Origin of the sequence: Lentzea sp. NPDC004782 (genome assembly GCF_040609115.1) — a bacterium.
GTDB lineage: Bacteria > Actinomycetota > Actinomycetes > Mycobacteriales > Pseudonocardiaceae > Lentzea.
The window spans coordinates 305,667-330,583 of sequence record NZ_JBEXJN010000001.1 but is presented as its reverse complement, the minus strand read 5'-3'; the positions used below and the strand labels follow the sequence as shown (position 1 = coordinate 330,583).

Below are 24,917 nucleotides of genomic sequence, written 5' to 3'. Positions count from 1 at the left end.
GTCCCCCGCCCCGCCTGCCCCCCTCGCGCTGTGCGGCCCTGTTTTGCTGTCGGGGCCAATCCAGATCCAGGTGGTGGATGAAGGCGCCCTTCATCGACCAGCGAGGTGCTCAGCTCGGGGCCCTGGACCTCTGGTTGCGGCGGGCCATCGCGATCAGCTCGGCGTTGTTCCTGGCGCGCCGGCCGTCCGGCATCCGCAGCGTGTCCTCCAGCCCCATGCGCACCTGGTGTTCGAGCGTCGCCGCGTAGGTGAAAACCGGCCACGCGTCGCCGTCGCGGCCGTGCAGCAGGACGGGCAGGCCGAGCGGTTCCACCTGCCGCAGCAGGGTTTCGGCGTTGTCCTGCGTTGCGGTGACGGTGATCCGCGTGGTGCCCGCCGGCAGTTCCCCCAGCTCCTCCGGCACCTCGACGACGAGCTCGACACCGACGTTGACCCGGTGCAGGGCCTGCGCCAGCTCACGCCAGCCGGGTTCGGCGACGTGGACGCTCGCGATGTCGGGACGCCCGGCGGCGAGCGGTGCCCAGCTCGCGATCAGCGTGGCGCGGTTGCCGGGGACGTTCGTCGAGATGCTGATCTCGATGCCCGGTACCGCCGCCCGCACGGTCGCGATGGTGGTGGCGATCTCGGGCCCGGCCAGCGTCGGCGCGCCGATGACGTCCCTCGGGTGGATGTGCACCGAGGTGACGCCGAGCGCGGCGACGTCGGCGGCGTCCTCGGCGAGGCGCTCGGGGGACAGCGGCAGGGCCGGGTGCTCCTCGGCTGCGCGGGAACCGTTCAGACAGGCTTGCAGCACATGTCATACGGTCCCACACAATCACCGCCACCGCGTTGCTCCAACGGCCACCTTTCTCGTCCTGCGGAAGTCGTGAACTGACCCCAGAATCTGCCGTGATCGCCCCACTTCCCGGAGGTATGAAGATCATGGCCGTCACCGTGAACCTGGACCTGCTCCTCGACAAGGCATACGAGAACCTCCCGCTCAGCGAGATCCTGGACGCCCCCGTCGACGCGCTGCAGGGCGTGAGCGCGGGCGACGCGGAGAAGCTCAAGGCCGCGTTCAACATCAAGACCGTGCGCGACCTGGGCACCAACAAGTACTTCCGGGCCGCGGTGACGTTGCTGGACCTCGAGTCCACGGCTCGTTAGAACACGATTCGGTAGGTGACGAAGGGCGTCTTCTCCGCGACCTGGTCGTAGAGCCTGCGGGCGGTCTCGTTCCACTCGCTGGTGTGCCAGTACACGCGGCAGCAGTCCTGCCGTTTCGCCCACTCCGCCACCGCCTCGATGAGCGCGCGGCCGACGCCCCGGCCGCGTGCCTCGGGGGCGGTGAAGAGGTCCTGGAGGTAGCAGACGTCCGGGCCGGACGTGCTGGGGTGCCGGAAGAAGTGCGTGATGCCGACGACCGTGTCGCCGTCGCGGGCGCACAGGGCGTGGATGGTCTTGTCCTCCTGGAACGCCTGCCACTTCTCGTCGTAGGTCTCCTGCGGCAGTGTGCGTTCGTAGAAGGTGTTGTACCCCTCGAAGAGCTCCTGCCACCGCACGCGGTCCGCGGGGCCGAGCGGGCTGATCTCGATCATGCTGATCCCTTTGTTGGTTCTTTTTGGGGTCACCCGGTTGGATGACGTCCGTGTCGACGACCCTCACCACCGAGCTGCTGCTGCACCGCGCGGGCACCAAGTCGTACTGGCGCGGCCTCACCTACCGCGACGCCGTGCTGTCCCTGCGGGTGCACAGCAGGCACGTGGCGGCTCGGGTGCGGGGCAGCGACGACGCGATGTACGTGGTGGAGCTGTCGTGGTCGGGCACGCATCTGGTGGGCGAGTGCAGCTGCCCGCACGGGACGGAGGGCTTCTTCTGCAAGCACTGCGTCGCCGTCGGGCTGGTGCTGCTGGACCGGGGCGAGACCGTACCGCCGCCGGACGCCGAGGACGTGGAGCTGCGCGACGTGCTGAGAGCGCTGCCCGCGGACGTGCTGCGCACGCTGCTGTACGAACAGGCGGCCGGTGACCTCAAGCTGCGGACGCGCATCATGTCGTCGCTGCGCTGAGCGTCAGAGCGGCATCCCGTACGCGGCGCCAGTTCCGCACCTGCAACCCAGCCGTTCGTACAACCGTTGCGCCGCAAGCATCTTCTCCGACTACGGCGTAGCAGTGGAGTTGCTCCTGTCCGGCACAGGCCTGAGGAGGTTGACGTACCAACGACCGTCGATCTTCGACACCACGATCCGCTCGTCATAGCCGGATTGGTCGGCGTTCTTCCCCTTCACGTGGGCATTGGCGAAGTCCGGACCGAACTCCTGGGTGATGTCCGCGGACTCGACCGCCAGCCCTTTGCCCCCGCGGGCCGCCAGGTAGCCGGTCACGTCATCCCGCTCGGGCTCGGGGATCACCTTGCGGAGCGCGGCTTCGTCCTTGTTGTTCATCGCGGCGAGGTAGGTGTCCACAGCCGTCTTCGGGCTTTCGGCACCGGTGTCGTCGCCACCCGAACACGCCGCCAGCACCAGCACCAGCACGGATGCGAGAAAGAAACGTGGGGGGGGCCCCCCCCCCCGCCCCGCCCTGGGGGCGAGCCCCCAGACCCCCGGCCCGTTCGGTTAGAAGCGCGCGCGACCGAGGAACTCCTTCAGCAGCGCCTCATCACCGGACACGTCCAACCCGTCCGGCCCCCGGCGCCGGTACAGCGTCAGCACCAGATCCGCGGCCGGTCCCCGGACGGTCACCGCACCGGAACCCTCGCCCTCACGAGCCACCGGCTTGTCCCCGGTCAGGTCCACGAGCCACTTCGCGTCGGCGTCGGTCGCCTCGAAGGCCAGCGTGCCGGCGCCGAGCAGTTCGGCGAACTCCGGCCGCCGCAGGAAGATCACCCGCAGGCCGACGTTCATCCACTCCCACAACCCGTCCGCGGCCACCACCGGGTCGACCTCGAACGGCAGCCCCAGCGCCTCGAACACGTCGAAGCGGTGCACCCACGTCTCGTGCGCCATCCGCCGCGCCCAGAACTGCGGTCCCGGCTCGTCGGGGAACATCACCGCGATCGGAGCGTCCGGTGACACCTCACGCATCGCCGCGGCCAGCAGGTCCGCGCCCTCGGTCAGCCAGGGGCCGAGCTGGGTGGCCGTTTCGCCGGCGTACTCCGAGACGGAGTGCGCCTTGTTCAGCGAGCGGTCCGCGGTCGGGATCCGTTCCCTGACCAGCTGCTCGATCCAGCGGTGCGCGTAGCCGAGGTGACGCAGCAGCTGGTTCAGCGTCCAGTCCGGTGTCGCGGGCACCGGCACGCTCAGATCGGCGTCGGCCAGACCGGAAACGAGCAGCGCCGTCTGCGCAACGCCCGCGTCGAGCCGTTGCGAGTAAGTCAGCATCCCCATGGTCAAAAACGTACGCGCTCAACGAGTTCCGCGAGCAGGTCCGCGTCCCCGAACACCTCCAGGCCCTCCACCGGCCGCCGCCGGTAGACCGCCAGCACCAGTTCGACGACCGGCCCGCGCAACGCCACCGCGGCCTTCTCGTGGCCGTGCCGCACGACCGGGGCGGTGCCGGTGAGGTCGATCAGCAGCTCGGCGTCCGCGTCGGTGGCGTGCAGGTGCACCGTGTGGCCCGGCCCGAGCAACGGCGCGGTCTGCTCGGGCGTGCGGTAGAACGCGAGTGGCAGGGCCAGGCCGGCCCACTCCGCCAACGTGTCGCGGGCGACCTCGGGGTTCAGTTCGAACGGCAGGCCCAGCGCGGTCACGGCGTCCCAGCGGTGCAGGACGAGCTCGTGCGTCATCCGCCGCGACCACACCTGCGGTCCGGGGTGGCCGCCGAGCGACGCGATCATGAGGTCCGGGTCGACCTCGGACAGCGCGGCCGACAGCGAGGTGGCGCTCTCCAGCAGCCACGGCGCCAGGTCGGAGGCCTGCTCGCCCGCGTAGCCCGACACGTCCATGGCCTTGTTGCGGTCGAACGGGATCTCCGGCGTCCGGGTGCGGATCATCTCGTCGGCCCATCGCAGGGCGTAGCCGACGTGGCGGACGAGCTGGTTCACCGTCCAGTCGGGGCAGGAGGGGACCTGAACGCCCAGGTCAGCGCCTTCCAGCGCGGCGGCGAGCAGGGAAGCCTGGTGGACGATCTCGGCGCAACGGCGCTCGTAGCTCAGCAGGGACATGCCCTCAAAAGTAGGGACGCTGACCGGCGCCTGGGAGGGGCCCACCGGTCAGCGTTCCGTTTTCGAGCATACACCATGATCGAACACTTGTTCGAGTGATCATTGCTGGGCCAACCGGTTAACCGTTAGTAACAACGGCTACCAAACACCACCCGATCGAGGAAGGATGCGTCGGTCCGCCGCATTCCCTGGAGGAAGTTTTGAGACCCACCCTGCCCGGCGTCGGGACAGCGGTGGCGGCGCTCGTTTTCGCCGCCGTACCCGCCGTCGCCGCGCCCAGCCCCGACGCGCTGATCTCCGAGGTCTACGGAGGTGGCGGCAACTCCGGCGCCACGCTCAAGCAGGACTTCGTCGAGCTCGCCAACAAGGGCACGAGCCCGATCGCCCTGGACGGCTACAGCGTCCAGTACATCTCGGCGACCCCCGGCGCGACCACGCAGTGGGGCGTGACCCCGCTGTCCGGTTCGATCGCGCCCGGCAAGACGTTCCTCGTCGCCGAGGCCAAGGGCACCGGCGGCACCGTCGACCTGCCCGCTCCCGACGCCACCGGTTCACTCAACATGAGCGCCACCGGCGGCACGATCGCGCTGGTCAACGGCACTGCGGCCCTCACCTGCAAGACGGCCGCCGACTGCGCCGCCGACACGCGGATCAAGGATCTCGTCGGCTACGGCACCGCGGTCGTCCGCGAGGGCACGGCCGCGGCCGCCCTGAGCAACACCACCTCGGCGTCCCGCGGCACCGGCCTCGGCGACACCGACGACAACTCGGCCGACTTCAAGGCCGGCGACCCGAGCCCGACGAACTCGAAGGGGGAGACGCCTGGCGGAGGCACTCCTCCCAACCCGGATCCCGTGCCCGGCGACAAGCGCATCCACGACATCCAGGGCGTCACGCGCATCTCGCCGCTCCTCGGCCAGAAGGTCACCAACGTCCCCGGCGTCGTCACCGGCACGCGTGCCACGGGTGACCGCGGCTTCTGGATCCAGGACACGGTGAGCCCGGACAACGACCCGCGCACCAGCGAGGGCATCTTCGTCTACACGGCAGGCAGCGCGCCGACCGTGGCCGTCGGCGACAACGTGCTGGTCAGCGGCACGGTCGCGGAGTACCGGCCGGGCGGTGAGACGGGGTCCAACCAGACCCTCACCGAGATCGCCAAGGCCACCACGATCACCGTGTCGACGGGCAACCCCGTCCCGGCGCCGGTCGTGCTGAAGAACATCCCGGCCGGCTACCTGCCCGCGCCCGGCGGCAGCATCGAGCAGCTCCCGCTGGAGCCGGACAAGTACGGCCTCGACTACCTCGAGTCGCTCGAAGGCACGCTGGTCCAGGTCGACGACGCCCGCGTGGTCGGCCCGAGCAACGCGTTCGGCGAGGTCTGGGTGACCGTCAACCCCGACCAGAACCGCAACGAGCGCGGCGGCACCACCTACACCGGTTACGACCAGCCCAACAGCGGCCGCCTGAAGATCAAGGCCACGCCGATGCCGGTCTCCAACGTCGGTGACGTGTTCGCCGGCGCGACCGTCGGTGCCATCGAGTACACGAACTACGGCGGCTACACGCTGGCCGCGTTGTCGTTGGGCCGGCACGTCTCCGGCAACCTGCAGCGCGAGATCACCGCGCCGCAGAAGGAGAGCGAGCTCTCCGTCGCGACCTACAACGTCGAGAACCTCGACCCGTCCGACCCGCAGGAGAAGTTCGACCGGCTCGCCGACGGCGTCACGACCAACCTGCGCAGCCCGGACGTCGTTGTGCTGGAAGAGATCCAGGACAACAACGGCGCGGTCAACGACGGCACCGTCGCGGCCGACCAGACGCTGCAGAAGTTCTCCGACGCGATCGTCGCCAAGGGCGGCCCGCGCTACCAGTGGCGCCAGATCGACCCGGAGAACCTCAAGGACGGCGGCGAGCCCGGCGGCAACATCCGCGTCGGCTTCTTCTTCAACCCGCAGCGGGTGTCCTTCGTGGACCGTCCCGGCGGCGACTTCAAGACCCCGGTCGAGGTCGTGAAGAAGAACGGCCGTGCCGCGCTGTCCATCTCACCCGGCCGGGTCGACCCGCTGAACGACGCGTGGGCGAACAGCCGCAAGCCGCTCGCCGGCGAGTTCAAGTTCCGCGGCCGCACGGTCTTCATCGTCGCGAACCACTTCAACTCCAAGGGCGGCGACGAGGCCATGCACGGCCGCAACCAGCCGCCGACCCGTTCCTCCGAGGTGCAGCGCACCAAGCAGGCGACGGCGCTGAAGGCGTTCACCGAGCAGATCCGCGCGATCGACAAGGGCGCCAACGTGGTCCTCGCGGGCGACCTGAACGACTACCAGTTCTCGCCCGCGGTGAAGACGCTGACCGGCGACGGCAACCTCAAGGCGCTGATCGAGACACTGCCAGTGAGCGAGCGGTACAGCTACGTCTTCGAGGGCAACTCGCAGACGCTGGACCACCTGTTGATGAGCAAGAACATCACGCGCTTCAGTTACGACGTGGTGCACATCAACTCGGAGTTCGCCGACCAGGCGAGCGACCACGACCCGCAGATCGTGCACGCCCGCCCGTCCACGGGCGACGCGAACGTCGACCGGATCGTGTTCGCTCTCGAGGACATCCTCGACTGCCTGAAGAAGTGACCGCTCGTCGCCGCCGCGTCATCCACCCGATGACGCGGCGGCGGCAGCAGCGGCCGCCGCCGCGACCCCGGCCTGAATCGCCTCGACCGCCCGGCGCACGGCCTCGCCCGCCCAGTTGCCGGCGGCGATCTCCCTGGCCCGCCTGGTCATTTCGCGCCGATCGCCGTCGAACACCTTGGGCACCGCCTTCACCGCGTGCAGCAGCGTGATCAACGACCCGGTGCGCGCATCCGGTGCGCGGTACCCGAGCGCGACCTCGCCGGTCGCCCGCCGGACGTCGGCGAACCTGGCCTCGTCGGTGATCACGTAGCTCTTCGCCGGGAAGATCCCGAGTACCTTTCGCGGCTCCACCCGCACGACGCCCCGGCCTTCCAGCTGCGCGATGACGTTGTCCCGCAACCGTTTCCGCAGGCGTTCCACCGCCCGTTGCGGCTTCATCGGCCGGTCGAACCTCGCCACCGACTCCTGCAGCAACGGGTCCCGCAACGGCGTCGGATCGACGACCTGGACCTTCTTGCCGTTCGGCTCGAACGCGACCCGGCCCGAGTTCACCAGCTCGATGAGCACGGCACCGGCGAGCGCGTTCTCCACCGACGTCGAGTCGGCCAGCAAACGGCCGTTCTCCTTGTTGATGAACAACAACATCAGGTCTTCTGCCAGCATCTCAGCTCGAACCCCCTGCCGTTGTGATCGCGGCGGCGACTGTAGTGGCCACCATCATCGCCATGAGCGCGCCTTGGACCGCCTCCATTGCCTTCTTCACCGCAAGCCCCGCCCAGTTTCCGGCCGAGATCTCCTTCGCCCGTGCTTCCATCTCGCGCCGATCGCCGTCGAACACCTTGTGCAGCGCTTTCACCGCGTACAGCAGGGAGATCAACGCCCCGGTGCGCTCGTCCGGCGCCCGGTGGCCCAGCGCGACGTTGCCGACCGCGTCCCGGAGGTCACTGATCGCTTTCCCGTCCTGGATCACGTAACTGGTCGTGGGGAAGATGCCGAGCATCCTGGTCTTCTCGACCGACAGCACACCACGGCCTTCAAGCTGCGCCATCACGTTGTCGCGCACGTGGGTCCGCAGCGTCTCGACCGCCCGCTGCGGCTTCATCGGCCTGGTGAGCCGGCGCAGCGACTCCTGCAGGAACTCGTTCGGCAGCGGTGTCGTGTCGACGACCGAGAGCGTCTTGCCGTCCGGCTCCAACGCCACCCGTCCGGAGTCGACGAGCTCCAGCAGCACGGCACCGGCCAGCGCGTTGTGGATCGACGTCGTGTCCATCAGGACCCGGCCGTCCTCTTCGTCGAGGAACAGGAGCATGAGATCTTCGGGCAGCATGCCCCCATAACGCATCGAGGGCGCCGACCGTTGCAAGTCGGCGCCCTCGATGGGAGCGGAGGATACGGGATTTGAACCCGTGAGGGTGTTAACCCAACACGATTTCCAATCGTGCGCCCTAGGCCACTAGGCGAATCCTCCGTGGCAGAGCCTACCGGACGCCCATCACGCAACCCAAAACGGGGGTGGACGGAAGTTGTCCACAGGTGGGGACAACCCTGTGGGCAACTCGAACACACGTTCGACTCAACCTGTTCGCTACACTGGCTGCGGACCTCGTGCGGCACACATCTCGCGAACCTCCCCAGGGCCGGAAGGCAGCAAGGATAAGCGGGCTCTGGTGGGTGCACGGGGTCCCCTTTTTCTGTCGGTGGTCACCGGTACTGTCTCGGGCGTGGCGCTCGCTCTGTATCGCAAGTACCGTCCGGCCACGTTCTCCGAGGTCGTCGGCCAGGAGCACGTGACCGAACCCCTGCGCACCGCCCTGGCGGCAGGCCGGGTCAACCACGCGTACCTGTTCAGCGGCCCGCGAGGCTGCGGCAAGACCTCCTCGGCGCGCATCCTGGCCCGCTCGCTCAACTGCGTGCAGGGCCCGACGCCCGACCCGTGCGGCGAGTGCAACTCGTGCATCGGCCTGGCCCCCAACGGCACCGGCAGCGTCGACGTCGTCGAGCTCGACGCCGCCTCCCACGGCGGCGTGGAGGACGCCCGAGACCTCCGCGACAAGGCCTTCTACGCCCCGGCGGAGTCCCGCTACCGCGTCTTCATCATCGACGAGGCGCACATGGTCACCACGCAGGGCTTCAACGCCCTGCTGAAGATCGTGGAAGAGCCGCCGGACCACCTGATCTTCATCTTCGCCACCACCGAGCCGGACAAGGTCCTCCCGACCATCCGCTCCCGCACGCACCACTACCCGTTCCGCCTGATCCCGCCGGGCGTCATGCGCACCCTGCTGGAACGCAACTGCGCGGCGGAAGGCGTGGCCGTGGAGCCGGCCGTCTTCCCCCTGGTGATCCGCGCGGGCGGCGGCTCGGCCCGCGACACCCAGTCCGTCATGGACCAGCTCCTCTCCGGCGCAGGTCCCGATGGAGTGAAGTACGAGCGCGCCATCACCCTCCTGGGCGTCACCGACTCCGCCCTGATCAACGACGTGGTCGACGGTCTGGCGGCAGGCGACGGCGCCGCGGTCTTCGGCACCATCGACCGCCTGGTGGAAGCGGGCCACGACCCCCGCCGCTTCGCCAGCGACCTCCTGGACCGCCTGCGCGACCTGGTGCTGCTCTGCGCCGTCCCCGACGCGGCCGACCGCAACCTGGTCAGCGCCCCGGAAGACGAACTGGCCACCATGTCGGCCCATGCAGAGCGAATCGGCCCGGCCACCCTCACCCGCTACGCCGAAATCGTGCACACGGGCCTGGTCGAGATGCGCGGCGCCACCGCCCCGCGCCTGCTCCTCGAACTCCTGGTCTCCCGCATGCTCCTGCCGTCGGTGAGCCAGTCGGAAGCCGCACTGCTCCAGCGCCTGGAACAACTGGAACGCCGCCCCCCGGCGGCCATCGCCGCAAGCGCGGACGCGCCACCGTCCGGTGCTCCGGTCTTCACCCGCAGGTCCCAGCAACCCCAGGCAGCCGAGCCCGCGCAGCAACCGGAACCACCCCGCCCGGCCGCACCGCGGCCCGCCGCGACGATCCCGTCCCAGCCCGTGGCCCCTCCGCAAACGCATGCGGCCCCGCAGGCTCAGGCGGCCCCGGCGCCCCAGCCACCGGCGCAGCCCCAGCCGTCCGCCGAGGTGCCCGCAGAACCCGCCGCGACCGGCGCCCTGGACGCGACGGCGGTCCGCCGAGTCTGGTCGGAACTGCTGTCCGCGGTCCGCTCCTCAAGCCGCAGCACCGAGGCAATGCTGACCAACGCCATGGTCGGCGAGGTCGACGGCAACGTGGTCACCATCGCCCACACCTCGGCCCCACTGGCCCGCCGCCTGGCCGAACCCCGCAACACCGAGGCCATCGCCAACGCCCTCGCCGCAGTGCTTGGCGGCACCTGGCAGGTCCGCTGCGTCCACGGCACCCCGGGCGCCACGCCCCAAGCCGCCACCCCGCCCAAGGCTCCGCGCCCGGCCCCGACCCGCCCGAGTCAGGCCCAGGCCCAACCCGCCCGCCAACCGGAACCCCAGCGCTCAGCGGCCCCCGCACGTCCACCGGCAGACGACGTCCCTCCGCCCCCGGAGCCCCCGGAGCCCGACGAACCGCTCCCGCCGGAACCGGACGACGAAGAGGCGATGCTGGCCGAAGCGGCCCGCCCGGTGGACCCGGACTCGGTCAGCAAGGAACAGGACCCAGAAGCGGTCATGCTCAAACTCCTGGCCGACGAACTGGGTGCCCGTCCGCTGAAAAAGGCGTAGCCGGCCAAGGCCGTACGCTGGAACACACCCCAAGCGCAGCGAGAGAGGACCAGCGGTGCAACCCGGTCAGTTCGACATGCAGGCCCTGCTCCAGCAGGCCCAGAACATGCAGCAGCAGATGGCGACCGCCCAGGAAGAGCTGGCCAACACCGAGGTCACCGGCAACGCGGCCAACGGCCTGGTGACCGCGACGGTCACCGGCGGCGGCGAGCTCGTCAACCTCGCCATCGACCCGAAGATCGTCGACCCGGACGACGTGGAAACCCTCCAGGACCTCGTCATCGCCGCGATCAAGGACGCCAACACCAAGGCCCAGCAGCTGGTGGAGCAGAAGCTCGGCCCGCTGGCCCAGGGCGGCCTCGGCGGCCTGCTCGGCTGACCTGACTCCCGCGCAGCGAAGAAGACCGGCGAAGAGACGGCGAAGAAATGTACGAGGGCCCGGTACAGGACCTGATCGACGAGCTGGGCAGACTCCCCGGCGTGGGGCCGAAGAGCGCCCAGCGGATCGCCTTCCACCTCCTGGCAACCGAACCGGCCGACATCGAGCGGCTGCAGAGCGCACTCCAGAAGGTCAAGGAGGGCGTCGTCTTCTGCGACGTCTGCGGCAACGTGTCCGCCGAGACGACGTGCCGCATCTGCCGCGATCCCAAGCGGGATCTGTCGCTCGTCTGCGTGGTCGAGGAGCCCAAGGACGTCCAGGCGATCGAGCGCACCAGGGAGTTCAAGGGGCGCTACCACGTCCTGGGTGGTGCGCTTGACCCGCTCAGCGGGGTGGGGCCGGATCAGCTCCGCATCCGTCAGCTGCTCAACCGGATCGGCACGGCCACCAACGGTGTGGACATCTCCGAGGTCATCATCGCCACGGACCCCAACACCGAGGGAGAGGCCACGGCCACCTACCTGGTCCGGATGCTGCGGGACTTCCCGGGCCTGACCGTCACCAGGCTGGCCAGCGGTCTGCCGATGGGCGGCGATCTGGAGTTCGCGGACGAGCTCACCCTGGGGCGTGCGCTATCTGGTCGCCGGAGCATGTAGCAGCCGCTCCACCGCGGCTGGGCGACACCCGCCTGGTCGCGGTGGACGGTCCGTCGGGCGCGGGCAAGTCGACGTTCGCGAAGCACCTCGCCGGGCAGCTGAACGCCCAGCTGATCAAAACCGACCACTTCGCGACGTGGGAGGACCCGACGACGCGGTGGTGGCCCTCGCTCGTTCAGGCGCTCGACGCCGTGGCGAACGGTCAGGTGGGCCGCTACCGCAAAGCCGACTGGTCCCAGGGCTTTCCGCGCGTCGGCGAAGGGCCGGAAGTGGTGCTCTATCCACAAAGGACGATCATCCTGGACGGGTTCTCCTCGGCCAGGAAAGCCCTCGAACACCGCCTGAGCCTGAAGATCTTCGTTGACCACGGTGACGAGAAGGCCAGGCTGGAACGTGCGGTGGCCAGGGACGGCGAGCAGCACCGGCACCACTTCATCCGTTGGCAGCAGTACGAAAGAGGCTGGTTCGCGGTCGACGAGACCAGGGCCAGGGCCGACTACGTCGTCACTTCGAGCTGAGCCCGGACCTCCGCGGCTTCCGGTGTCCCGATCTCGCTGAACACCTCCAGCGACGTGGCCCAGTACGCCCGCGCGGCCTCGGGATCACCCAGCGCGGCCGAGGCGTCACCGGCCAGCTGCAGGGCCCGCGCGTACACCCAGCGGTGGCCTGAGTCGGAGCCGACCGAGACCGCCCGCAGCGCGCACTCCAGCGCACCGGACGCGTCGGACGTGTCGAGGTGCGTCCGCCCGAGCACGAGCAGCACCTCCATCTCCGCCAACCGGAACTGCGACCGCCCGGCCTCGACCAGTGCCGCGGACGCCGTCGACAGCGCCTCCTCGTAGCGGCCCGCCAGGCGGTACGCGGACGCGAGGCCGCGACGCGCGGAACAGGCGCCCCACGAGTAACCGGTCTCCAGGGCGATCGTCAGTGCGGACGAGAACTGCTCGATCGCCTCGTCCAGCCGGCCCGCGCCCTCCAGGGCACGTCCGAGCAGGTTCATCGCGTCGCAGACGCTCTTGACGTTCTCCAGGTCCTGCGCGATCTGCATGGCCAGGGACGCTTCGACGGCCGCTTCGTCGAACCGGCCGCGCATGATCAGCGTGATGGCCATGCCCTCGTGCATGGTGTGGCCGAAGTTGCGGGCGGCCGCACGTTCGTACAGCTCGCTCGCGCGCAAGAAGTAGGACGCGCCGGTGTCCGGCTCGCCGCGCCACGCGTGCACCTCGCCCAACGCGCGCATGGAGTTCGCCTGGGTGATCCACGAGTCGATGCGCGTGCCGGCTTCCAGTGCTTCCTCGAACGTCGCGGCGGCGCGGTCGAGCTGGCCCAGCTGCATGTACACGCCACCGAGGTTGAACAGGGCGTTGGCCTGCACCTGGAAGGCACCGATCCGGCGGGTGATCACCAGCGCGCGTTCGAGGTGGTCGGCGGCGTGTTCGAGCTCGCCGAGGTCGATGTAGACGCTGCCGGCGTTCGACAGCACCGCGGCCTCGGCCTCGGGCAGGTCGATGTGCTCCTGCAGCGCGATGGCCTGCTGGTAGTAGCCGAGCGCGTTGCGGTGCTGGCCCGTCACCCAGTACAGCGTGCCCAACGACGACAACATCGCGAGCTGTCCGAGCTCGTCCCGCGGCGCACGTGCGCCCAGCAGCCCGGCCTTGGCGGTCTCGCGCCACTCTGCGGTCAGGCCCTGCGTGTAGAAGTAGCCGCGCAACGCGTCGGCCAGCTGCCACGGCGAGTTCTCCGGATCGCGCTCGACGACGTGCGCGACCAGTGCCACGAGGTTGGCGCGCTCGACGTCCAGCCAGGTCAGCGCCTCGGTGGAGGTGGCGAACGTCCGCGGCACCACGCCGTCCAACGGCGCCGGGCGCGGGAAGCGGAACAGCGTCGACTTCATCGCGGCGGTGGCGTTGTCGACCGAGCGCACCGCCCAGTCCAGCAGTCGCCGCAACGCGAGCCGCGCGTCCGCGTGGCCGTCGTCGAACGCGAGGCGCTCGGCCGCGTAGTCGCGCAGCAGGTCGTGGAACTGGTAGCGGGACGGCGCGTGGTTCGAGATCAGGTTCGCGGTGGCGAGGCGGTCCAGCCGGCGCCGGGCGTCCTGAGTGGTCAGTCCCGACAGCGCCGCTGCCATCTCCGGGGTGAAGTCCGTGCCGGGAACCAGCGACAGCAACCGGAACATCTGCGCCAGCTCGGGCTTCAGCGCCGTGTAGGAGAGGTCGAACGCCGCGTGCACCGCGACCCGTTCGTCGCCCTCCACGGCCAGCGCCGCGAGCCGGTTGCCCGCCCGCAGCTCCTCCACGTAGTCCGCGATGGACAGTTCCGGGCGCGACACGAGGTTCGCCGCGGCGATACGCAAAGCCAATGGCAGATGCGCGCACAACGCCGACAGCTCCAGGGCGGCGGCCTCCTGGGAGGCCACCTCGTCCGCGCCGAGGATGCCCGCGAGGAGGGCCTTGGTCTCGTCCCAGTCGAGCACGTCCAGCCGCACGTTCGAGGCGGCGTGCGACACGGCCAGACCGCGCAGCGTGTCGCGTGAGGTCACCAGCACCGCGCACCCCGGCGAACCGGGCAGCAGCGGCCGGATCTGCTCGGCCGACGACGCGTTGTCCAGCAGCAACAGCACGCGCTGACCGGTCAGGGTCGACCGGAACATCGCCTCCTGCTCGTCCTGGTCGAGCGGCACCTGGTCGGGCTCGGTCCCGAGCGCGCGCAGGAACCGCGGCAGCACGTCCACCGCGCTCAACGGCGGTCCGGGCGCGTATCCGCGCAGGTTGACGTACAGCTGACCGTCCGGGAAGTCCGCCCGCATCCGGTGCGCGGCGTGCACGGCCAGCGCCGTCTTGCCCACGCCGGGCGGTCCGGCCAGCGTGACGACCGGGACGCCCTGGGCGGTCCGCAGCAGCGCGATGATCAACGACACGGCCTCGTCGCGGCCCACGAAGTCCGGGATGTCCGCGGGCAGCTGCGACGGCACGACCCGTTCGGGCTTCGAGGCCACCACCGGCGCGCCGGACGACGCCGCGGCCACCGCGTCGATCGACCCGGACAGCACCTGGCCGTGCACGCGCCGCAGCTCGTCACCGGGGTCGATGCCCAGCTCGTCGCCGAGCAACCGGGAAACCCGCTGGTAGGCGGCGAGCGCCTCGCTCTGCCGGCCGGACCGGTACAGCGCCACCATCAGCTGCGCCCAGAACCGCTCGCGCAACGGGTGTTCGCTGGTCAGCCGGGACAGCTCCGCGACCAGCTCGCCGTGGCGGCCCAGTTCGAGGTCGACCTCGACCCGGCGCTCCAGCACGTGCAGGCGGCGTTCGTTCAGCCGTGGCACCTCGTCGCGGTGCAGGATCTCCGACGGCACGTCGACCAGCGCCGGACCCCGCCAGAGTCCGAGCGCGGCGGCGAACGCGGCCGAGGCGGCCTGCAGGTTCCCGGCGGCGCGCTCCTGTTCTCCCTGGTCGATCAGCGGCTCGAAGCGCATCAGGTCGATCGTCTTCTCGTCGACGTCGATCAGGTACCCGTCCGGCACGGTCCTGATCGGCACCGACGGCCCGAGCAGCTGTCTCAGGCGCATGACGTAGGTCTGCAAGGTCGCGCGAGCCCTGGCCGGCGGGTCGTCACCCCACACGTTGGCGGCGAGCTCGTCCACGGACACCGAAGTGCCCGCACGCAGCAACAACGACACCAGCAGCGCCCGCTGACGTCCGGCGCGGACCAGCAGTGGTTCGGAGTCGAGGAGGACCTGGAGGGGGCCGAGCACGCGGAACTCGACCTGCCTGCTCATGCGACCTCCTCCGCGTGTCGTTGTTGTTTCTACAGCCTAGGAGAGCGTTCGACGCATCTGCCGTGCTCACGTTGGGTCAGCGAACGTGCGCCGGACGTATCAGAATGCCTGGTCTAGTGGCCGGATCGTGACCTGAGTTAACACGGGAGGGGTATGTACAACGGTTATGGTCGGCGACCACACCGTGAGATGTGCGGATTGTCCAAGGGGTGTTTGATGGTCCACTCAGTAACGGCTCGCCGCCGTTGGGTCGCCGCGATCGGCTTCCTCAGCGTCGGCGCGCTGGCCCTGTCCGGTTGCGCGCAATCGCAGCGCGACACCGGTGGCGGCGGTAAGCAGGGCGGCACGCTGACCTTCGGTGCCGCTGGTGCGCCGAAGCTCTTCGACCCGTTCTACGCGACGGACGGCGAGACCTTCCGGGTCTCTCGCCAGATGTACGAGGGCCTGGTCGGCTTCAAGCCCGGCACCGCCGAGGTCGAGCCCGCGCTGGCGACCAAGTACGAGCCCAGCGCCGACGGCAAGACGTGGACGTTCACCCTGCGGGAGGGCGTGAAGTTCCACGACGGCACCGCCTTCAACGCCGAGGCCGTCTGCTTCAACTTCGAGCGCTGGTACAACCAGAAGGGCCCCGCGCAGAGCGACGCCGTCTCCCAGTACTGGCTGGACAACTTCGGCGGTTTCAAGGACACGCCGGACAAGCCCTCGCTGTACAAGTCCTGCACGGCCAAGGACGCCAAGACCGCGGTCATCGAGCTGAACGAGGTCACCTCGCAGTTCCCGTCGGTCCTCGGCTTCACGTCGTTCTCCATCTCCAGCCCGGACGCGCTGAAGAAGTACGACGCGGACAACGTCCAGGCCGCCGGTGACGCGTTCACCTACCCGGCGTACGCGAACGAGCACCCGACCGGCACGGGCCCGTTCAAGTTCAGCAAGTACGACAAGGCCAACAACACGGTGGAACTCGTGCGCAACGAGGACTACTGGGGCACCAAGGCCAAGCTGGACAAGATCGTCTTCAAGATCATCCCGGACGAGACCGCCCGCAAGCAGGCGCTCAAGGCCGGTGACATCGACGGCTACGACCTGCCGAACGCAGCTGACTGGGCCGGTCTGAAGTCCGACGGCTTCAACGTCGCCATCCGCCCGGCGTTCAACGTGTTCTACCTGGGCATCAACCAGAAGAACAACCCGAAGCTCGCCGACCTCAAGGTCCGCCAGGCGATCATGTACGGGATCAACCGCGAGCAGCTGGTCAAGTCGCAGCTGCCCGAGGGCGCCAAGGTCGCGACGCAGTTCATGCCGGACACGGTGAACGGCTACAACAAGGACATCAAGGCCGTCGGCTACGACCCCGAGAAGGCGAAGTCGCTGCTGAAGGAAGCCGGCGCGGAGAACCTCAAGCTGAAGTTCTACTGGCCGTCCGAGGTCACCCGCCCGTACATGCCGTCGCCGAAGGACCTGTTCGGTGCGATCTCCGGTGACCTGGGCAAGATCGGCATCACGTTCGACGTCGTCACCAAGCCGTGGAACGGTGGTTACCTGACCGACGTCGACAACCACGTCCCGGACCTGTTCCTGCTGGGTTGGACCGGTGACAACGGCACCGCCCACAACTGGGTCGGCACGTTCTTCGGCCGCACCGACAACCGCTTCAGCACCGGCGTGTCGGCGTGGGGCAAGACCCTCGCGGACGACCTGGCGAAGGCCAACTCCGAGCCGGACGAGGGCAAGCGCACCAAGCTGTACGAGGACATCAACAAGCGGATCATGGAGGAGTACCTCCCCGCGATCCCGATCTCCCACTCCCCGCCCGCTCTGGTGTTCAAGTCGGACATCAAGGGTGTCGTTCCGAGCCCGTTGACCGACGAGAAGTTCGGCTCGGCCTCCAAGGGCTGAGCTGAACTAGCTCCCACCACAAGAGAACAACGGGGTAGCTCAAGTGCTCCGCTACACGATTCGACGGCTGGTTCAGCTGGTCGGCGTGGTGCTGGTGCTCTCGCTGTTGCTCTTCGCGTGGTTGCGACTTCTCCCAGGAGGGCCGGTTTCGGCCCTCCTGGGAGAACGCGCTACGCCGGAGTCGCGCGAGGCCCTCACCAAGCAGCTCGGCCTTGATCAGCCGATCTTCCTGCAGTACTTCAAGTTCCTCGGTCGTGCGGCGACCGGTGACTTCGGCGTCTCCACCGGCGTCCAGCCGGGTGACTCGGCGCTCGACATCTTCCTGCAGCGGTTCCCCGCGACGATCGAGCTCAGCTTCTTCGCGATCCTGATCGCGATCGCGGTCGGCGTCCCGCTCGGCTACCTCGCCGCGAAGCGCCGCGGCGGCTGGTTCGACAACTTCAGCGTCATCGGCTCGCTGATCGGTGTCGCGGTGCCGGTGTTCTTCCTCGCCTACCTGCTCAAGGACGTGGCGTCGTCGGCGCTGGGCCTGCCGTCGCAGGGCCGCCAGGACGCCATCGACGCCACTCGCGTCACCGGGTTCTTCACCCTCGACGGCATCATCACCGGCGAGTGGGACGCGACGCTCAACGCGTTGGAGCACCTGATCCTGCCGGCGATCGCGCTGGCCACGATCCCGTTCGCGGTGATCTTCCGGATCACCCGCGCGGCCGTGCTGGACGTGCTCGACGAGGACTTCGTGCGCACCGCGGAGTCGAAGGGCCTCACCGCACCGGTGATCCGCCGCCGGCACGTGCTGCGCAACGCGATGCTGCCGGTCGTCACGACGATCGGTCTGCAGACGGGTGCGCTGCTCTCCGGCGCGGTGCTCACCGAGAAGGTGTTCTCGTTCGCCGGTGTCGGTCAGGCGCTCGCCATCGGGTTCGAACGCCGTGACTACCCGGTGCTGCTGTTGTTGATCATCATGGCCACGATCGTGTACGTCGTGGTCAACCTGTTGGTCGACCTCTCGTACGCGCTCATCGACCCGCGCATCAGGACGAGGTGAGCGCCGTGGTGCTCGGACTTCCATCGAAGAAGGAAAAGATCGACGGCATCGCCGAGAGCGCGGGTGTCTCGCTCGCCGCGAGCGCCTGGAAGAGGCTGCGCCGCAGTCCGGTGTTCATCACCGGCGCGGTGATCATCGGCATCTTCGTCGCGTTGTCGCTGCTCTCGCCGTGGATCGCCCCGCACGACCCGTCGGACAAGATGCTGATCGACCAGGTCGTCAAGGCGCGCAACGAGATCCCGCCGCCGCAGCCGGGCCACCCGCTCGGCGGTGACCTGCAGGGCCGTGACTTCCTGTCGCGCCTGCTGGTCGGCTCGCAGCAGACGCTGGTCGTCGGTGTCGGTGCGACGCTGATCGGCCTGACCGGCGGCCTGATCCTGGGCACGCTCGCGGGCGCGATCGGTGGCTGGGTCGACTCGGCCGTCATGCGGCTCGTCGACGTCATGCTCTCGCTGCCGTCGCTGCTGCTGGCGTTCTCGATCGCGGCGATGTTCGCCAAGCCCAGCCAGTTCACCGTGATCCTCGCGGTCGCGATCGTGCAGATCCCGGTGTTCGCCCGGTTGCTGAGAGGCTCGATGCTCGCGCAACGGCACAGCGACCACGTGCTGGCGGCGACCGCGCTCGGCGTGAAGAAGGGCGCGATCGTGTTCCGGCACATGCTGCCGAACTCGCTCAGCCCGGTGATCGTGCAGTCCACGCTGGTGCTGGCGACCGCGATCATCGAGGCGGCGGCGCTGTCGTTCCTCGGCCTCGGCAACCCGGACGACCGGATCCCGGAGTGGGGGCAGATGCTCGGCGACGTGCAGAACGTCTTCGACACGCATCCGCAGCTCGCCGCGTACCCGGCCGTCTGCATCATCATCGTCGCGCTCGGCTTCACCCTGATGGGCGAGACGCTGCGCGAGGCCCTCGATCCGAAGAACAGGCGGTGAGTCGTCGTGGCACTGCTCGAAGTTCGTGACCTCACCGTCGTTTTCCAGCGCAGGGGCGAGGAGCCGTTCCGCGCGGTCGACGGCGTCAGCTTCGACGTCGAGCCCGGCCAGACCGTCGGTCTCGTCGGCGAGTCGGGCTGCGGCAAGTCCGTGACATCGTTGGCGATCATGGGCCTGTTGCCCAAGCGCGGCACCAAGATCTCCGGCACGGTGTCGTACGACGGCGTGGACCTGCTGAAGCTCTCCGACAAGGAGATGCGCGACCGTCGTGGCCGCGACCTCGGCATGGTCTTCCAGGACCCGCTGTCGTCGCTCAACCCCGTCGTCCCGATCGGCCTGCAGGTCACCGAGGTGCTCGAACGGCACCGCGGCATGCCCCGCAAGGAGGCCATGACCGAGGCGAAGGACCTGCTCGACAAGGTCGGCATCCCGGACCCGAACCGGCGGCTCAAGGAGTACCCGCACCAGCTCTCCGGCGGCATGCGGCAGCGCGCGTTGATCGCGATCGCGCTGGCGTGCCGGCCGAAGCTGCTGATCGCGGACGAGCCGACGACGGCGCTGGACGTGACCATCCAGGCCCAGATCCTGTCGTTGATGAAGGAACTGGTGCAGGACCTCGGCACCGCGCTGGTGATGATCACCCACGACCTGGGTGTCGTCGCCGGGCTGTGCGACGAGGTGAACGTGCTGTACGCCGGCAAGGTGGTCGAGAAGGCCATGCGGCACAAGCTCTTCGCCGAGCCGCGCCACCCGTACACGCACGGTCTGCTGGCCTCGATCCCGCGCCTGGACGCGGCCCCCGGCGAGAAGCTGACGCCGATCAAGGGCTCCGTCGCCGACAACATCCCGTGGGCGCAGGGCTGCGCGTTCGCACCCCGTTGCCCGAACGCGCTGGACGTCTGCCGCACGGAGACGCCGGCCGAGGAAGACCAGCTGGGCCGTCTGCTCCGCTGTCACAACCCGGTGGTTCCGGGAACTCCCGCCGCCGAGGAGGTGCCGGTGTGAGCGAGACCCTGGTGTCCGTCCAGGACATGAAGGTGCACTTCCCGATCAAGCGCGGCGTCTTCTTCGACAAGACCGTCGGCCACGTCTACGCGGTCGACGGCGTCGACCTGGAGATCAAGCGGGGCGAGACCTACGGCCTCGTCGGCGAGTCCGGCTGCGGCAAGTCCACCCTCGGGCGGGCGATGCTGCGGTTGAACGAGCCGACCGCGGGCAAGATGGTCTTCGACGGGCAGGACTTCTCGGCCCTCAAGGGCGAGGACCTGCGCAAGATGCGGCGCCGGATCCAGATGGTGTTCCAGGACCCGCTGTCCTCTTTGGACCCGCGGCAGTCCGTGGAGTCGATCCTGGTCGAGGGCCTGCGGGCGCACGACCTGGACAAGGGCAAGGAGTCCACGTCCAAGCGGCTGCGCGAGCTGCTCGCGGCCGTGGGCCTGCCGTCCACCGCGCTGCGCAAGTACCCGCACGAGTTCTCGGGCGGTCAGCGCCAGCGCATCGGCATCGCCCGCGCACTGGCGCTGGAGCCGGACCTGATCGTCGCCGACGAGCCGGTGTCCGCGCTGGACGTGTCGGTGCAGGCGCAGGTCGTCAACCTGCTGGAGGAGCTGCAGGAGCAGTTCGGCCTGACCTACCTGGTGATCGCGCACGACCTCGCCGTCGTGAAGCACATCTCCGACCGGGTCGGCGTGATGTACCTCGGCGGCCTGGTCGAGGAGGCCACCTCCGAGGACCTCTACGCCGAACCGCTGCACCCGTACACGCGGGCGCTGCTGTCGGCGATCCCGGTGCCCGACCCGGTGGTCGAGGACCGGCGCGAGCGGATCCTGCTGGCGGGCGACCTCCCGTCGCCGGCCAACCCGCCGTCCGGCTGCCGGTTCCACACCCGGTGCCCGTGGCGGCAGGCGTCCCGCTGCGACACCGAACGCCCGGCGCTGCGCGAGCTCAAGCCGGGGCACAAGGTGGCGTGCCACTACGCCGAGCAGATCATGTCCGGCGAAATCCAGCCGCACGAGGTGAAGCCGATCCTCATCGAGGAGGACGACGGCATCTCGCCGGACGTCCCGCTCGTGGGACCGGCATCCGTCACCGAGGCGCTCAGCTAGCCGTCCGGGACGACACGCGGGGCCCTTTCGTGCGTTCCAAGCGAACGAAAGCTCCCCGCGTGTCTCACCCCAGTGGCTACTGGGGCTCTAGTGGGTGATGCTCCAGTGTTCTGGTGGACAGTCGTGGGGCGATCTTGCTGAGGGCCGCGGAGATCGCGTCCGTCGAAGGGCTCGAAGGGGTCACGATCGGACGGCTCGCGGTCGAGCTCGGCATGAGCAAGAGCGGCATCTTCTCGCACTTCGGTGCCAAGGAGGAGCTGCAGATCTGCACGGTGCACGCCGCCGCGGAGATCTTCGCGCGGGAGGTGGTGATCGCCGGTGGTTCCGTGGTGGACCTGTGCGAGCGCTGGCTCGACTACTCGAAGCGCCGCGTGTTCCCCGGCGGCTGCTTCTTCGTCGTGACGCGCTCGGAGTTCGCCGCCCGTCCCGGCCGCGTGCGCGACGCGTTGATGCTCTTCAACCTGCGCTGGATCTCACTGCTGGAACGGCTGTGCGGGGACGCGCAGATGGCGTTCGAAGTGGACGCTCTGCTGGCCGCTGCCGACCGTTTCGCGGTGCTCTACGACGACGCTTCGGCGTACGAGAGAGTGCGGTTGGCGTTGCGCGCACGGATCGCCATGCCGACGGGGATGGAGATGAGCGTGGCCACCCCGAACGACAGCAGCATCGCGAGCCAGGCCTCGTCGACGATCTGGCCGCCGACGTAGCCGACGGTGGCGGGGTAGAGGCTCCACAGCGCCGACCCGATCGCCGCGACCGGCACGAACCGCCGCAGTGGCCACTTGAGCGCCCCCGCGAGCAACGCGCCCACGATGCCGCCCGCCGGCAGGAACCGCGCCGCGATGAGGATGCTCTCGCCCTTGGACCCGAGCTGGTCCGCGGTCCACACGACCATGGCCCGCGCCCTGGCGTTCTTGTTGACCTTGTCGAGGGCCTTCATCCCCATCCGGCGGCCAGCGCTGAAGTTGATCATGTCGCTGGCCAGGCAGCCGGCGGCGGCGACGAGAACCACCAGGTACAGCGGAACCTCACCGGACGCGGCCAGGACACCGGCGCCGATGAGCACGGCCTCCGTCGGTGCCAGCGGCACGACGGCGACCAGGAACAGCACGACGAGACTGGCGGCTGCGGTGCTCATGATCGGTGAACGTACGTGACCGAGATGAACAATCCCGACCTGGGTGTTTCTTCAGCGCACCCACAGGGGGAAGTCGATCTACGCTGGGTCGTGCCGTTCACGCTCGCGCATCCCGCCGCGGTGCTCCCGCTGCGCCGGTACCTCTGGTTGCCCGGACTGGTCGCGGGAGCGATGGCACCGGACCTGGGCTACTACCTGCCGGTCGTGCGGACTCACGACGTGCTCGGCGGATCGCTCGCGGCGGTGGTGTTGCTGCTGGTCGGGCGCCTGCTGCTGCCCTCGGTGATGGGGTTGGCACCCGAGTTCGCGCGGGCACGGGTGTCCCGTCCGGGAGAGTTCCGCCGGCCGGTCACGCGGGCGTTGTCCATTGTGGTGGGAGTCCTCACGCACCTGCTGTGGGACGCCTTCACCCAGACCGACGGCTGGTTCGTGCAGCGGTGGGACTGGTTGACCGTCTCGGTCGTCGGTCCGCACCGGCTCTACAACGTGATCGGGTACGTGTCCTCGCTCGGCGGCATGGCGTTGCTGGCCCGGGCGGCTGCGCGCTGTCCGAAAGGGCATGACTGGCCGGCCCGTACCGGGAATTCCCGGTACAAGTTCTGGATCTTCATCGCCCTGGTCGCGGTGATCGGCGTGACCTGGTCTTTGTCTGATCCTGTCAGCCAGATCAGTCTTTATGACTGGGTTCGCCGCTTTCTGCTGGGTCTGGTTCAGGGTGCGGGCGTCGCGATCGCTGTCCACGCCGTGCTGTGGCGCTTCAGCCAGTCACGGAATGACAGGCGATGACTGCTCGCACACCGGCTTGACCTGCTTCTTCGCCCGTCATTAACCTCCGAGCTTCAATAGGAAAGCTTGTTTACCAATCCTTCGCCGCCGCCCTCGCCCAGGAGGACGAAGTGATCAGAAAACACACCCGCACGGGTATCGCCCTGGCGCTGTTAGCGCTGGTGATGCCCCAGATCGCCGGGTCGGGTACAGCCAACGCGGCCGACACCCTGCTCTCCGCCAACAAACCCACCACCACGTCGTCCATCGAAGCGGAGACCTTCGGTGGCGCGAACGCCGTCGACGGAGATCCGACCACTCGCTGGGCGAGCCTCGAAGGCCACGACCCGGAGTGGATCGCCGTCGACCTCGGCGGCAACTCGACCATCTCCAGGGTCAAGCTCACCTGGGAGGTCGCGTACGCCTCCGAGTACAAGATCCAGACGTCCACCGACGGTTCGACGTGGAGCACCAAGAAGTCCCTCACCGGTCAGAACGGTGGCGTCGACGACATCAGCATCGCGACGAGCGGCCGCTACGTGCGGATCTACGGCACCAAGCGCGGCACGCCGTACGGCTACTCGCTGTACGAGCTGGAGGTCTACGGCAGCAACCCCAACGGGGACAACACGCCGCCGACCGCGCCCACCAACCTCGTGAGCACCGGCACCACGTCGAGCTCGGTGAGTCTGCAGTGGACGGCCGCGACCGACAACGTCGGCGTGACCGGCTACGACGTCCTGCGGGGCGGCAGCGTCGTCGGCACGACCGCCGGCACGTCGTTCACCGACACCGGCCTCGCGTCGGGCACGCAGTTCACCTACACCGTCCGCGCCCGTGACGCGGCGGGAAACCTCGGGCCCGCGAGCAACGCGGCGCAGGCGACCACCCAGCCCGCCGCCCCCGGCGAGAACATCACGGTCGTCGTCGCCGGCGACATCGCCTCGCTGACGAACAACGAGCACTACGAGACCGCGAAGCTGATCGACCAGATCAAGCCGAACCACATCCTCACGGTCGGCGACAACCAGTACGACAGCGGCAAGCTCTCGGAGTTCCTGGCCCACTACGACAAGTCGTGGGGCAAGTACAAGAGCATCACCCACCCCGCCACGGGCAACCACGAGTGGGAGGACAACCTCAACGGCTACAAGTCGTACTTCGGCGCTCAGGCCTTCCCGAACGGCAAGCCGTACTACACCTGGGACGCCGGCCAGTTCCACTTCGTCGCGGTCGACTCGAACCCGATGTACGACAACGGCAGCGACTCGACGCAGCTGAACTGGCTGAAGGCCGATCTCCAGGCCAACACCAAGCCCTGCGTCGTCGGCTACTGGCACCACCCGCGGTTCAACTCGGGCAAGTACGGCGACCTGTCCCAGGTGTCCCCGTACTGGAACGCGTTCGCCGACGCCAAGGCCGACGTCGTGTTCAACGGCCACGACCACCACTACGAGCGGTTCTCGCCGCTGAGCAAGACCGGTGCGGTCGACACGGTGAACGGCATGCGGGCCGCGATCGTCGGCATCGGCGGTGACTACCTCTACGACGAGCGCACCCCGCGCCCCGGCGTCGAGAACTACTTCGCGGACAGCCACGGCGTCATGAAGCTCACCCTGTCCGGCGCCTCCTACTCGTGGGAGGTCATCGACACCGCCGGCAAGGTGCGCGACAAGGCCGGTCCCTTCAACTGTCGTTGATCACTTTGGCTGCCGGCGGAGG

Annotated in this window: 23 protein-coding genes, 1 tRNA gene, 1 other RNA gene and 1 pseudogene; 16 read left to right on the top strand and 10 right to left on the bottom strand. The window is 68.9% G+C overall.

From position 1 onward, the window contains the following. Nucleotides 1-109: 109 nt before the first annotated feature. The gene (locus tag ABZV40_RS01615) at nucleotides 110-793 is read right to left on the bottom strand and encodes a 3-keto-5-aminohexanoate cleavage protein (protein WP_355434081.1); all 684 of its coding nucleotides are present in this window, start codon (nucleotides 791-793) and stop codon (nucleotides 110-112) included. Nucleotides 794-921: 128 nt separating this feature from the next. Between ABZV40_RS01615 and ABZV40_RS01610 the strand changes: the two genes are divergently transcribed. Then, nucleotides 922-1,146: a hypothetical protein gene (locus ABZV40_RS01610; RefSeq protein WP_355434079.1), complete on the top strand. Its 225-nt coding sequence runs from the start codon at nucleotides 922-924 to the stop codon at nucleotides 1,144-1,146. Here the strand turns inward: ABZV40_RS01610 and ABZV40_RS01605 are convergent. Continuing rightward, on the bottom strand, nucleotides 1,143-1,577 hold the full coding sequence (locus ABZV40_RS01605; RefSeq protein ID WP_355434076.1) for a GNAT family N-acetyltransferase: 435 nt from the start codon (nucleotides 1,575-1,577) through the stop codon (nucleotides 1,143-1,145). The genes ABZV40_RS01610 and ABZV40_RS01605 overlap by 4 nt on opposite strands. 50 nt (nucleotides 1,578-1,627) lie before the next feature. On the opposite strand from ABZV40_RS01605, the gene ABZV40_RS01600 reads away from it, so the two are divergent. Continuing rightward, nucleotides 1,628-2,047, top strand: coding sequence for a hypothetical protein (locus ABZV40_RS01600; RefSeq protein WP_355434073.1), 420 nt, complete (start codon nucleotides 1,628-1,630; stop codon nucleotides 2,045-2,047). A gap of 90 nt (nucleotides 2,048-2,137) precedes the next feature. Here the strand turns inward: ABZV40_RS01600 and ABZV40_RS01595 are convergent, their stop codons facing one another. From ABZV40_RS01595 to ABZV40_RS01585, 3 genes are all read right to left on the bottom strand, one after another. Further along, on the bottom strand, nucleotides 2,138-2,512 hold the full coding sequence (locus tag ABZV40_RS01595; protein WP_355434070.1) for a hypothetical protein: 375 nt from the start codon (nucleotides 2,510-2,512) through the stop codon (nucleotides 2,138-2,140). A gap of 81 nt (nucleotides 2,513-2,593) precedes the next feature. Further along, nucleotides 2,594-3,364, bottom strand: coding sequence for a maleylpyruvate isomerase family mycothiol-dependent enzyme (locus ABZV40_RS01590; RefSeq protein WP_355434067.1), 771 nt, complete (start codon nucleotides 3,362-3,364; stop codon nucleotides 2,594-2,596). Nucleotides 3,365-3,366: 2 nt separating this feature from the next. Then, nucleotides 3,367-4,140 (bottom strand): maleylpyruvate isomerase family mycothiol-dependent enzyme, encoded by a 774-nt coding sequence (locus ABZV40_RS01585; RefSeq protein WP_355434064.1) that lies wholly within the window; start codon nucleotides 4,138-4,140, stop codon nucleotides 3,367-3,369. A 200-nt stretch (nucleotides 4,141-4,340) separates the two neighbouring features. Between ABZV40_RS01585 and ABZV40_RS01580 the strand changes: the two genes are divergently transcribed. Then, nucleotides 4,341-6,770 carry an endonuclease/exonuclease/phosphatase family protein gene (locus tag ABZV40_RS01580; protein WP_355434061.1) on the top strand — a complete coding sequence of 810 codons (2,430 nt, stop codon included), beginning with the start codon at nucleotides 4,341-4,343 and terminating at the stop codon, nucleotides 6,768-6,770. An 18-nt stretch (nucleotides 6,771-6,788) separates the two neighbouring features. On the opposite strand, the gene ABZV40_RS01575 is transcribed toward ABZV40_RS01580, so the two are convergent. The 3 genes from ABZV40_RS01575 to ABZV40_RS01565 form a co-directional block, all read right to left on the bottom strand. After that, the gene (locus ABZV40_RS01575; protein ID WP_355434058.1) at nucleotides 6,789-7,433 is read right to left on the bottom strand and encodes a GPP34 family phosphoprotein; all 645 of its coding nucleotides are present in this window, start codon (nucleotides 7,431-7,433) and stop codon (nucleotides 6,789-6,791) included. Nucleotide 7,434: 1 nt separating this feature from the next. Beyond that, on the bottom strand, nucleotides 7,435-8,097 hold the full coding sequence (locus ABZV40_RS01570) for a GPP34 family phosphoprotein (RefSeq protein WP_355434055.1): 663 nt from the start codon (nucleotides 8,095-8,097) through the stop codon (nucleotides 7,435-7,437). A 56-nt stretch (nucleotides 8,098-8,153) separates the two neighbouring features. Beyond that, nucleotides 8,154-8,238: transfer RNA gene (locus ABZV40_RS01565), tRNA-Ser, on the bottom strand. 127 nt (nucleotides 8,239-8,365) lie between these two features. Here ABZV40_RS01565 and ffs point away from each other — a divergent pair. The 5 genes from ffs (at nucleotide 8,366) to ABZV40_RS01540 (ending at nucleotide 12,054) form a co-directional block, all read left to right on the top strand. Further along, nucleotides 8,366-8,460: signal recognition particle sRNA small type (gene ffs / locus ABZV40_RS01560), an RNA gene on the top strand. 31 nt (nucleotides 8,461-8,491) lie between these two features. Next, the gene (locus tag ABZV40_RS01555) at nucleotides 8,492-10,501 is read left to right on the top strand and encodes a DNA polymerase III subunit gamma and tau (protein ID WP_355434052.1); all 2,010 of its coding nucleotides are present in this window, start codon (nucleotides 8,492-8,494) and stop codon (nucleotides 10,499-10,501) included. Between the two features lie 76 nt (nucleotides 10,502-10,577). Further along, nucleotides 10,578-10,880, top strand: coding sequence for a YbaB/EbfC family nucleoid-associated protein (locus ABZV40_RS01550; protein ID WP_355434139.1), 303 nt, complete (start codon nucleotides 10,578-10,580; stop codon nucleotides 10,878-10,880). Between the two features lie 47 nt (nucleotides 10,881-10,927). Continuing rightward, nucleotides 10,928-11,536, top strand: coding sequence for a recombination mediator RecR (gene recR, locus ABZV40_RS01545; protein WP_355434049.1), 609 nt, complete (start codon nucleotides 10,928-10,930; stop codon nucleotides 11,534-11,536). Between the two features lie 41 nt (nucleotides 11,537-11,577). After that, nucleotides 11,578-12,054, top strand: coding sequence for a hypothetical protein (locus tag ABZV40_RS01540; protein ID WP_355434046.1), 477 nt, complete (start codon nucleotides 11,578-11,580; stop codon nucleotides 12,052-12,054). Here the strand turns inward: ABZV40_RS01540 and ABZV40_RS01535 are convergent. Next, complete coding sequence (locus ABZV40_RS01535) at nucleotides 12,033-15,311, bottom strand: BTAD domain-containing putative transcriptional regulator (protein ID WP_355434044.1); 3,279 nt, start codon at nucleotides 15,309-15,311, stop codon at nucleotides 12,033-12,035. The two genes, ABZV40_RS01540 and ABZV40_RS01535, sit on opposite strands and share 22 nt — an antisense overlap. A 216-nt stretch (nucleotides 15,312-15,527) precedes the next feature. Between ABZV40_RS01535 and ABZV40_RS01530 the strand changes: the two genes are divergently transcribed. The 6 genes from ABZV40_RS01530 (at nucleotide 15,528) to ABZV40_RS01505 (ending at nucleotide 21,999) form a co-directional block, all read left to right on the top strand. After that, nucleotides 15,528-17,207 carry an ABC transporter substrate-binding protein gene (locus tag ABZV40_RS01530; protein WP_355434041.1) on the top strand — a complete coding sequence of 560 codons (1,680 nt, stop codon included), beginning with the start codon at nucleotides 15,528-15,530 and terminating at the stop codon, nucleotides 17,205-17,207. A gap of 43 nt (nucleotides 17,208-17,250) precedes the next feature. Continuing rightward, entirely contained in the window at nucleotides 17,251-18,255 is a 1,005-nt protein-coding gene (locus tag ABZV40_RS01525) for an ABC transporter permease (RefSeq protein WP_355434038.1), read from the top strand. A 5-nt stretch (nucleotides 18,256-18,260) separates the two neighbouring features. Beyond that, nucleotides 18,261-19,187: an ABC transporter permease gene (locus tag ABZV40_RS01520; RefSeq protein WP_355434037.1), complete on the top strand. Its 927-nt coding sequence runs from the start codon at nucleotides 18,261-18,263 to the stop codon at nucleotides 19,185-19,187. A gap of 6 nt (nucleotides 19,188-19,193) precedes the next feature. Then, nucleotides 19,194-20,192, top strand: coding sequence for an ABC transporter ATP-binding protein (locus ABZV40_RS01515; protein ID WP_355434035.1), 999 nt, complete (start codon nucleotides 19,194-19,196; stop codon nucleotides 20,190-20,192). Between the two features lie 26 nt (nucleotides 20,193-20,218). After that, nucleotides 20,219-21,292 carry an oligopeptide/dipeptide ABC transporter ATP-binding protein gene (locus ABZV40_RS01510; protein WP_355434136.1) on the top strand — a complete coding sequence of 358 codons (1,074 nt, stop codon included), beginning with the start codon at nucleotides 20,219-20,221 and terminating at the stop codon, nucleotides 21,290-21,292. Between the two features lie 113 nt (nucleotides 21,293-21,405). Further along, nucleotides 21,406-21,999 carry a helix-turn-helix domain-containing protein gene (locus tag ABZV40_RS01505; RefSeq protein WP_355434033.1) on the top strand — a complete coding sequence of 198 codons (594 nt, stop codon included), beginning with the start codon at nucleotides 21,406-21,408 and terminating at the stop codon, nucleotides 21,997-21,999. A 56-nt stretch (nucleotides 22,000-22,055) separates the two neighbouring features. Here ABZV40_RS01505 and ABZV40_RS01500 read toward each other — a convergent pair. Beyond that, a pseudogene (locus tag ABZV40_RS01500) lies at nucleotides 22,056-22,430 on the bottom strand (VTT domain-containing protein); the annotation flags it as partial. A 24-nt stretch (nucleotides 22,431-22,454) separates the two neighbouring features. Here ABZV40_RS01500 and ABZV40_RS01495 point away from each other — a divergent pair. Both ABZV40_RS01495 and ABZV40_RS01490 read left to right on the top strand, forming a co-directional pair. After that, the gene (locus ABZV40_RS01495) at nucleotides 22,455-23,216 is read left to right on the top strand and encodes a DUF4184 family protein (RefSeq protein ID WP_355434132.1); all 762 of its coding nucleotides are present in this window, start codon (nucleotides 22,455-22,457) and stop codon (nucleotides 23,214-23,216) included. 110 nt (nucleotides 23,217-23,326) lie between these two features. Next, nucleotides 23,327-24,895 carry a discoidin domain-containing protein gene (locus tag ABZV40_RS01490; protein WP_355434031.1) on the top strand — a complete coding sequence of 523 codons (1,569 nt, stop codon included), beginning with the start codon at nucleotides 23,327-23,329 and terminating at the stop codon, nucleotides 24,893-24,895. Nucleotides 24,896-24,917: the final 22 nt, after the last annotated feature.

What these genes read in the sequence shown, in the direction of transcription:
- ABZV40_RS01610 (WP_355434079.1), top strand. Translation starts at nt 922, where the DNA reads ATGGCCGTCACCGTGAACCTGGACCTGCTCCTCGACAAGGCATACGAG.
- ABZV40_RS01605 (WP_355434076.1), bottom strand. Translation starts at nt 1,577, where the DNA reads ATGATCGAGATCAGCCCGCTCGGCCCCGCGGACCGCGTGCGGTGGCAG.
- ABZV40_RS01590 (WP_355434067.1), bottom strand. Translation starts at nt 3,364, where the DNA reads ATGGGGATGCTGACTTACTCGCAACGGCTCGACGCGGGCGTTGCGCAG.
- ABZV40_RS01585 (WP_355434064.1), bottom strand. Translation starts at nt 4,140, where the DNA reads ATGTCCCTGCTGAGCTACGAGCGCCGTTGCGCCGAGATCGTCCACCAG.
- ABZV40_RS01575 (WP_355434058.1), bottom strand. Translation starts at nt 7,433, where the DNA reads ATGCTGGCAGAAGACCTGATGTTGTTGTTCATCAACAAGGAGAACGGC.
- ABZV40_RS01570 (WP_355434055.1), bottom strand. Translation starts at nt 8,097, where the DNA reads ATGCTGCCCGAAGATCTCATGCTCCTGTTCCTCGACGAAGAGGACGGC.
- ABZV40_RS01550 (WP_355434139.1), top strand. Translation starts at nt 10,578, where the DNA reads ATGCAGGCCCTGCTCCAGCAGGCCCAGAACATGCAGCAGCAGATGGCG.
- recR (WP_355434049.1), top strand. Translation starts at nt 10,928, where the DNA reads ATGTACGAGGGCCCGGTACAGGACCTGATCGACGAGCTGGGCAGACTC.
- ABZV40_RS01535 (WP_355434044.1), bottom strand. Translation starts at nt 15,311, where the DNA reads ATGAGCAGGCAGGTCGAGTTCCGCGTGCTCGGCCCCCTCCAGGTCCTC.
- ABZV40_RS01530 (WP_355434041.1), top strand. Translation starts at nt 15,528, where the DNA reads ATGGTCCACTCAGTAACGGCTCGCCGCCGTTGGGTCGCCGCGATCGGC.
- ABZV40_RS01510 (WP_355434136.1), top strand. Translation starts at nt 20,219, where the DNA reads ATGAAGGTGCACTTCCCGATCAAGCGCGGCGTCTTCTTCGACAAGACC.
- ABZV40_RS01495 (WP_355434132.1), top strand. Translation starts at nt 22,455, where the DNA reads ATGAACAATCCCGACCTGGGTGTTTCTTCAGCGCACCCACAGGGGGAA.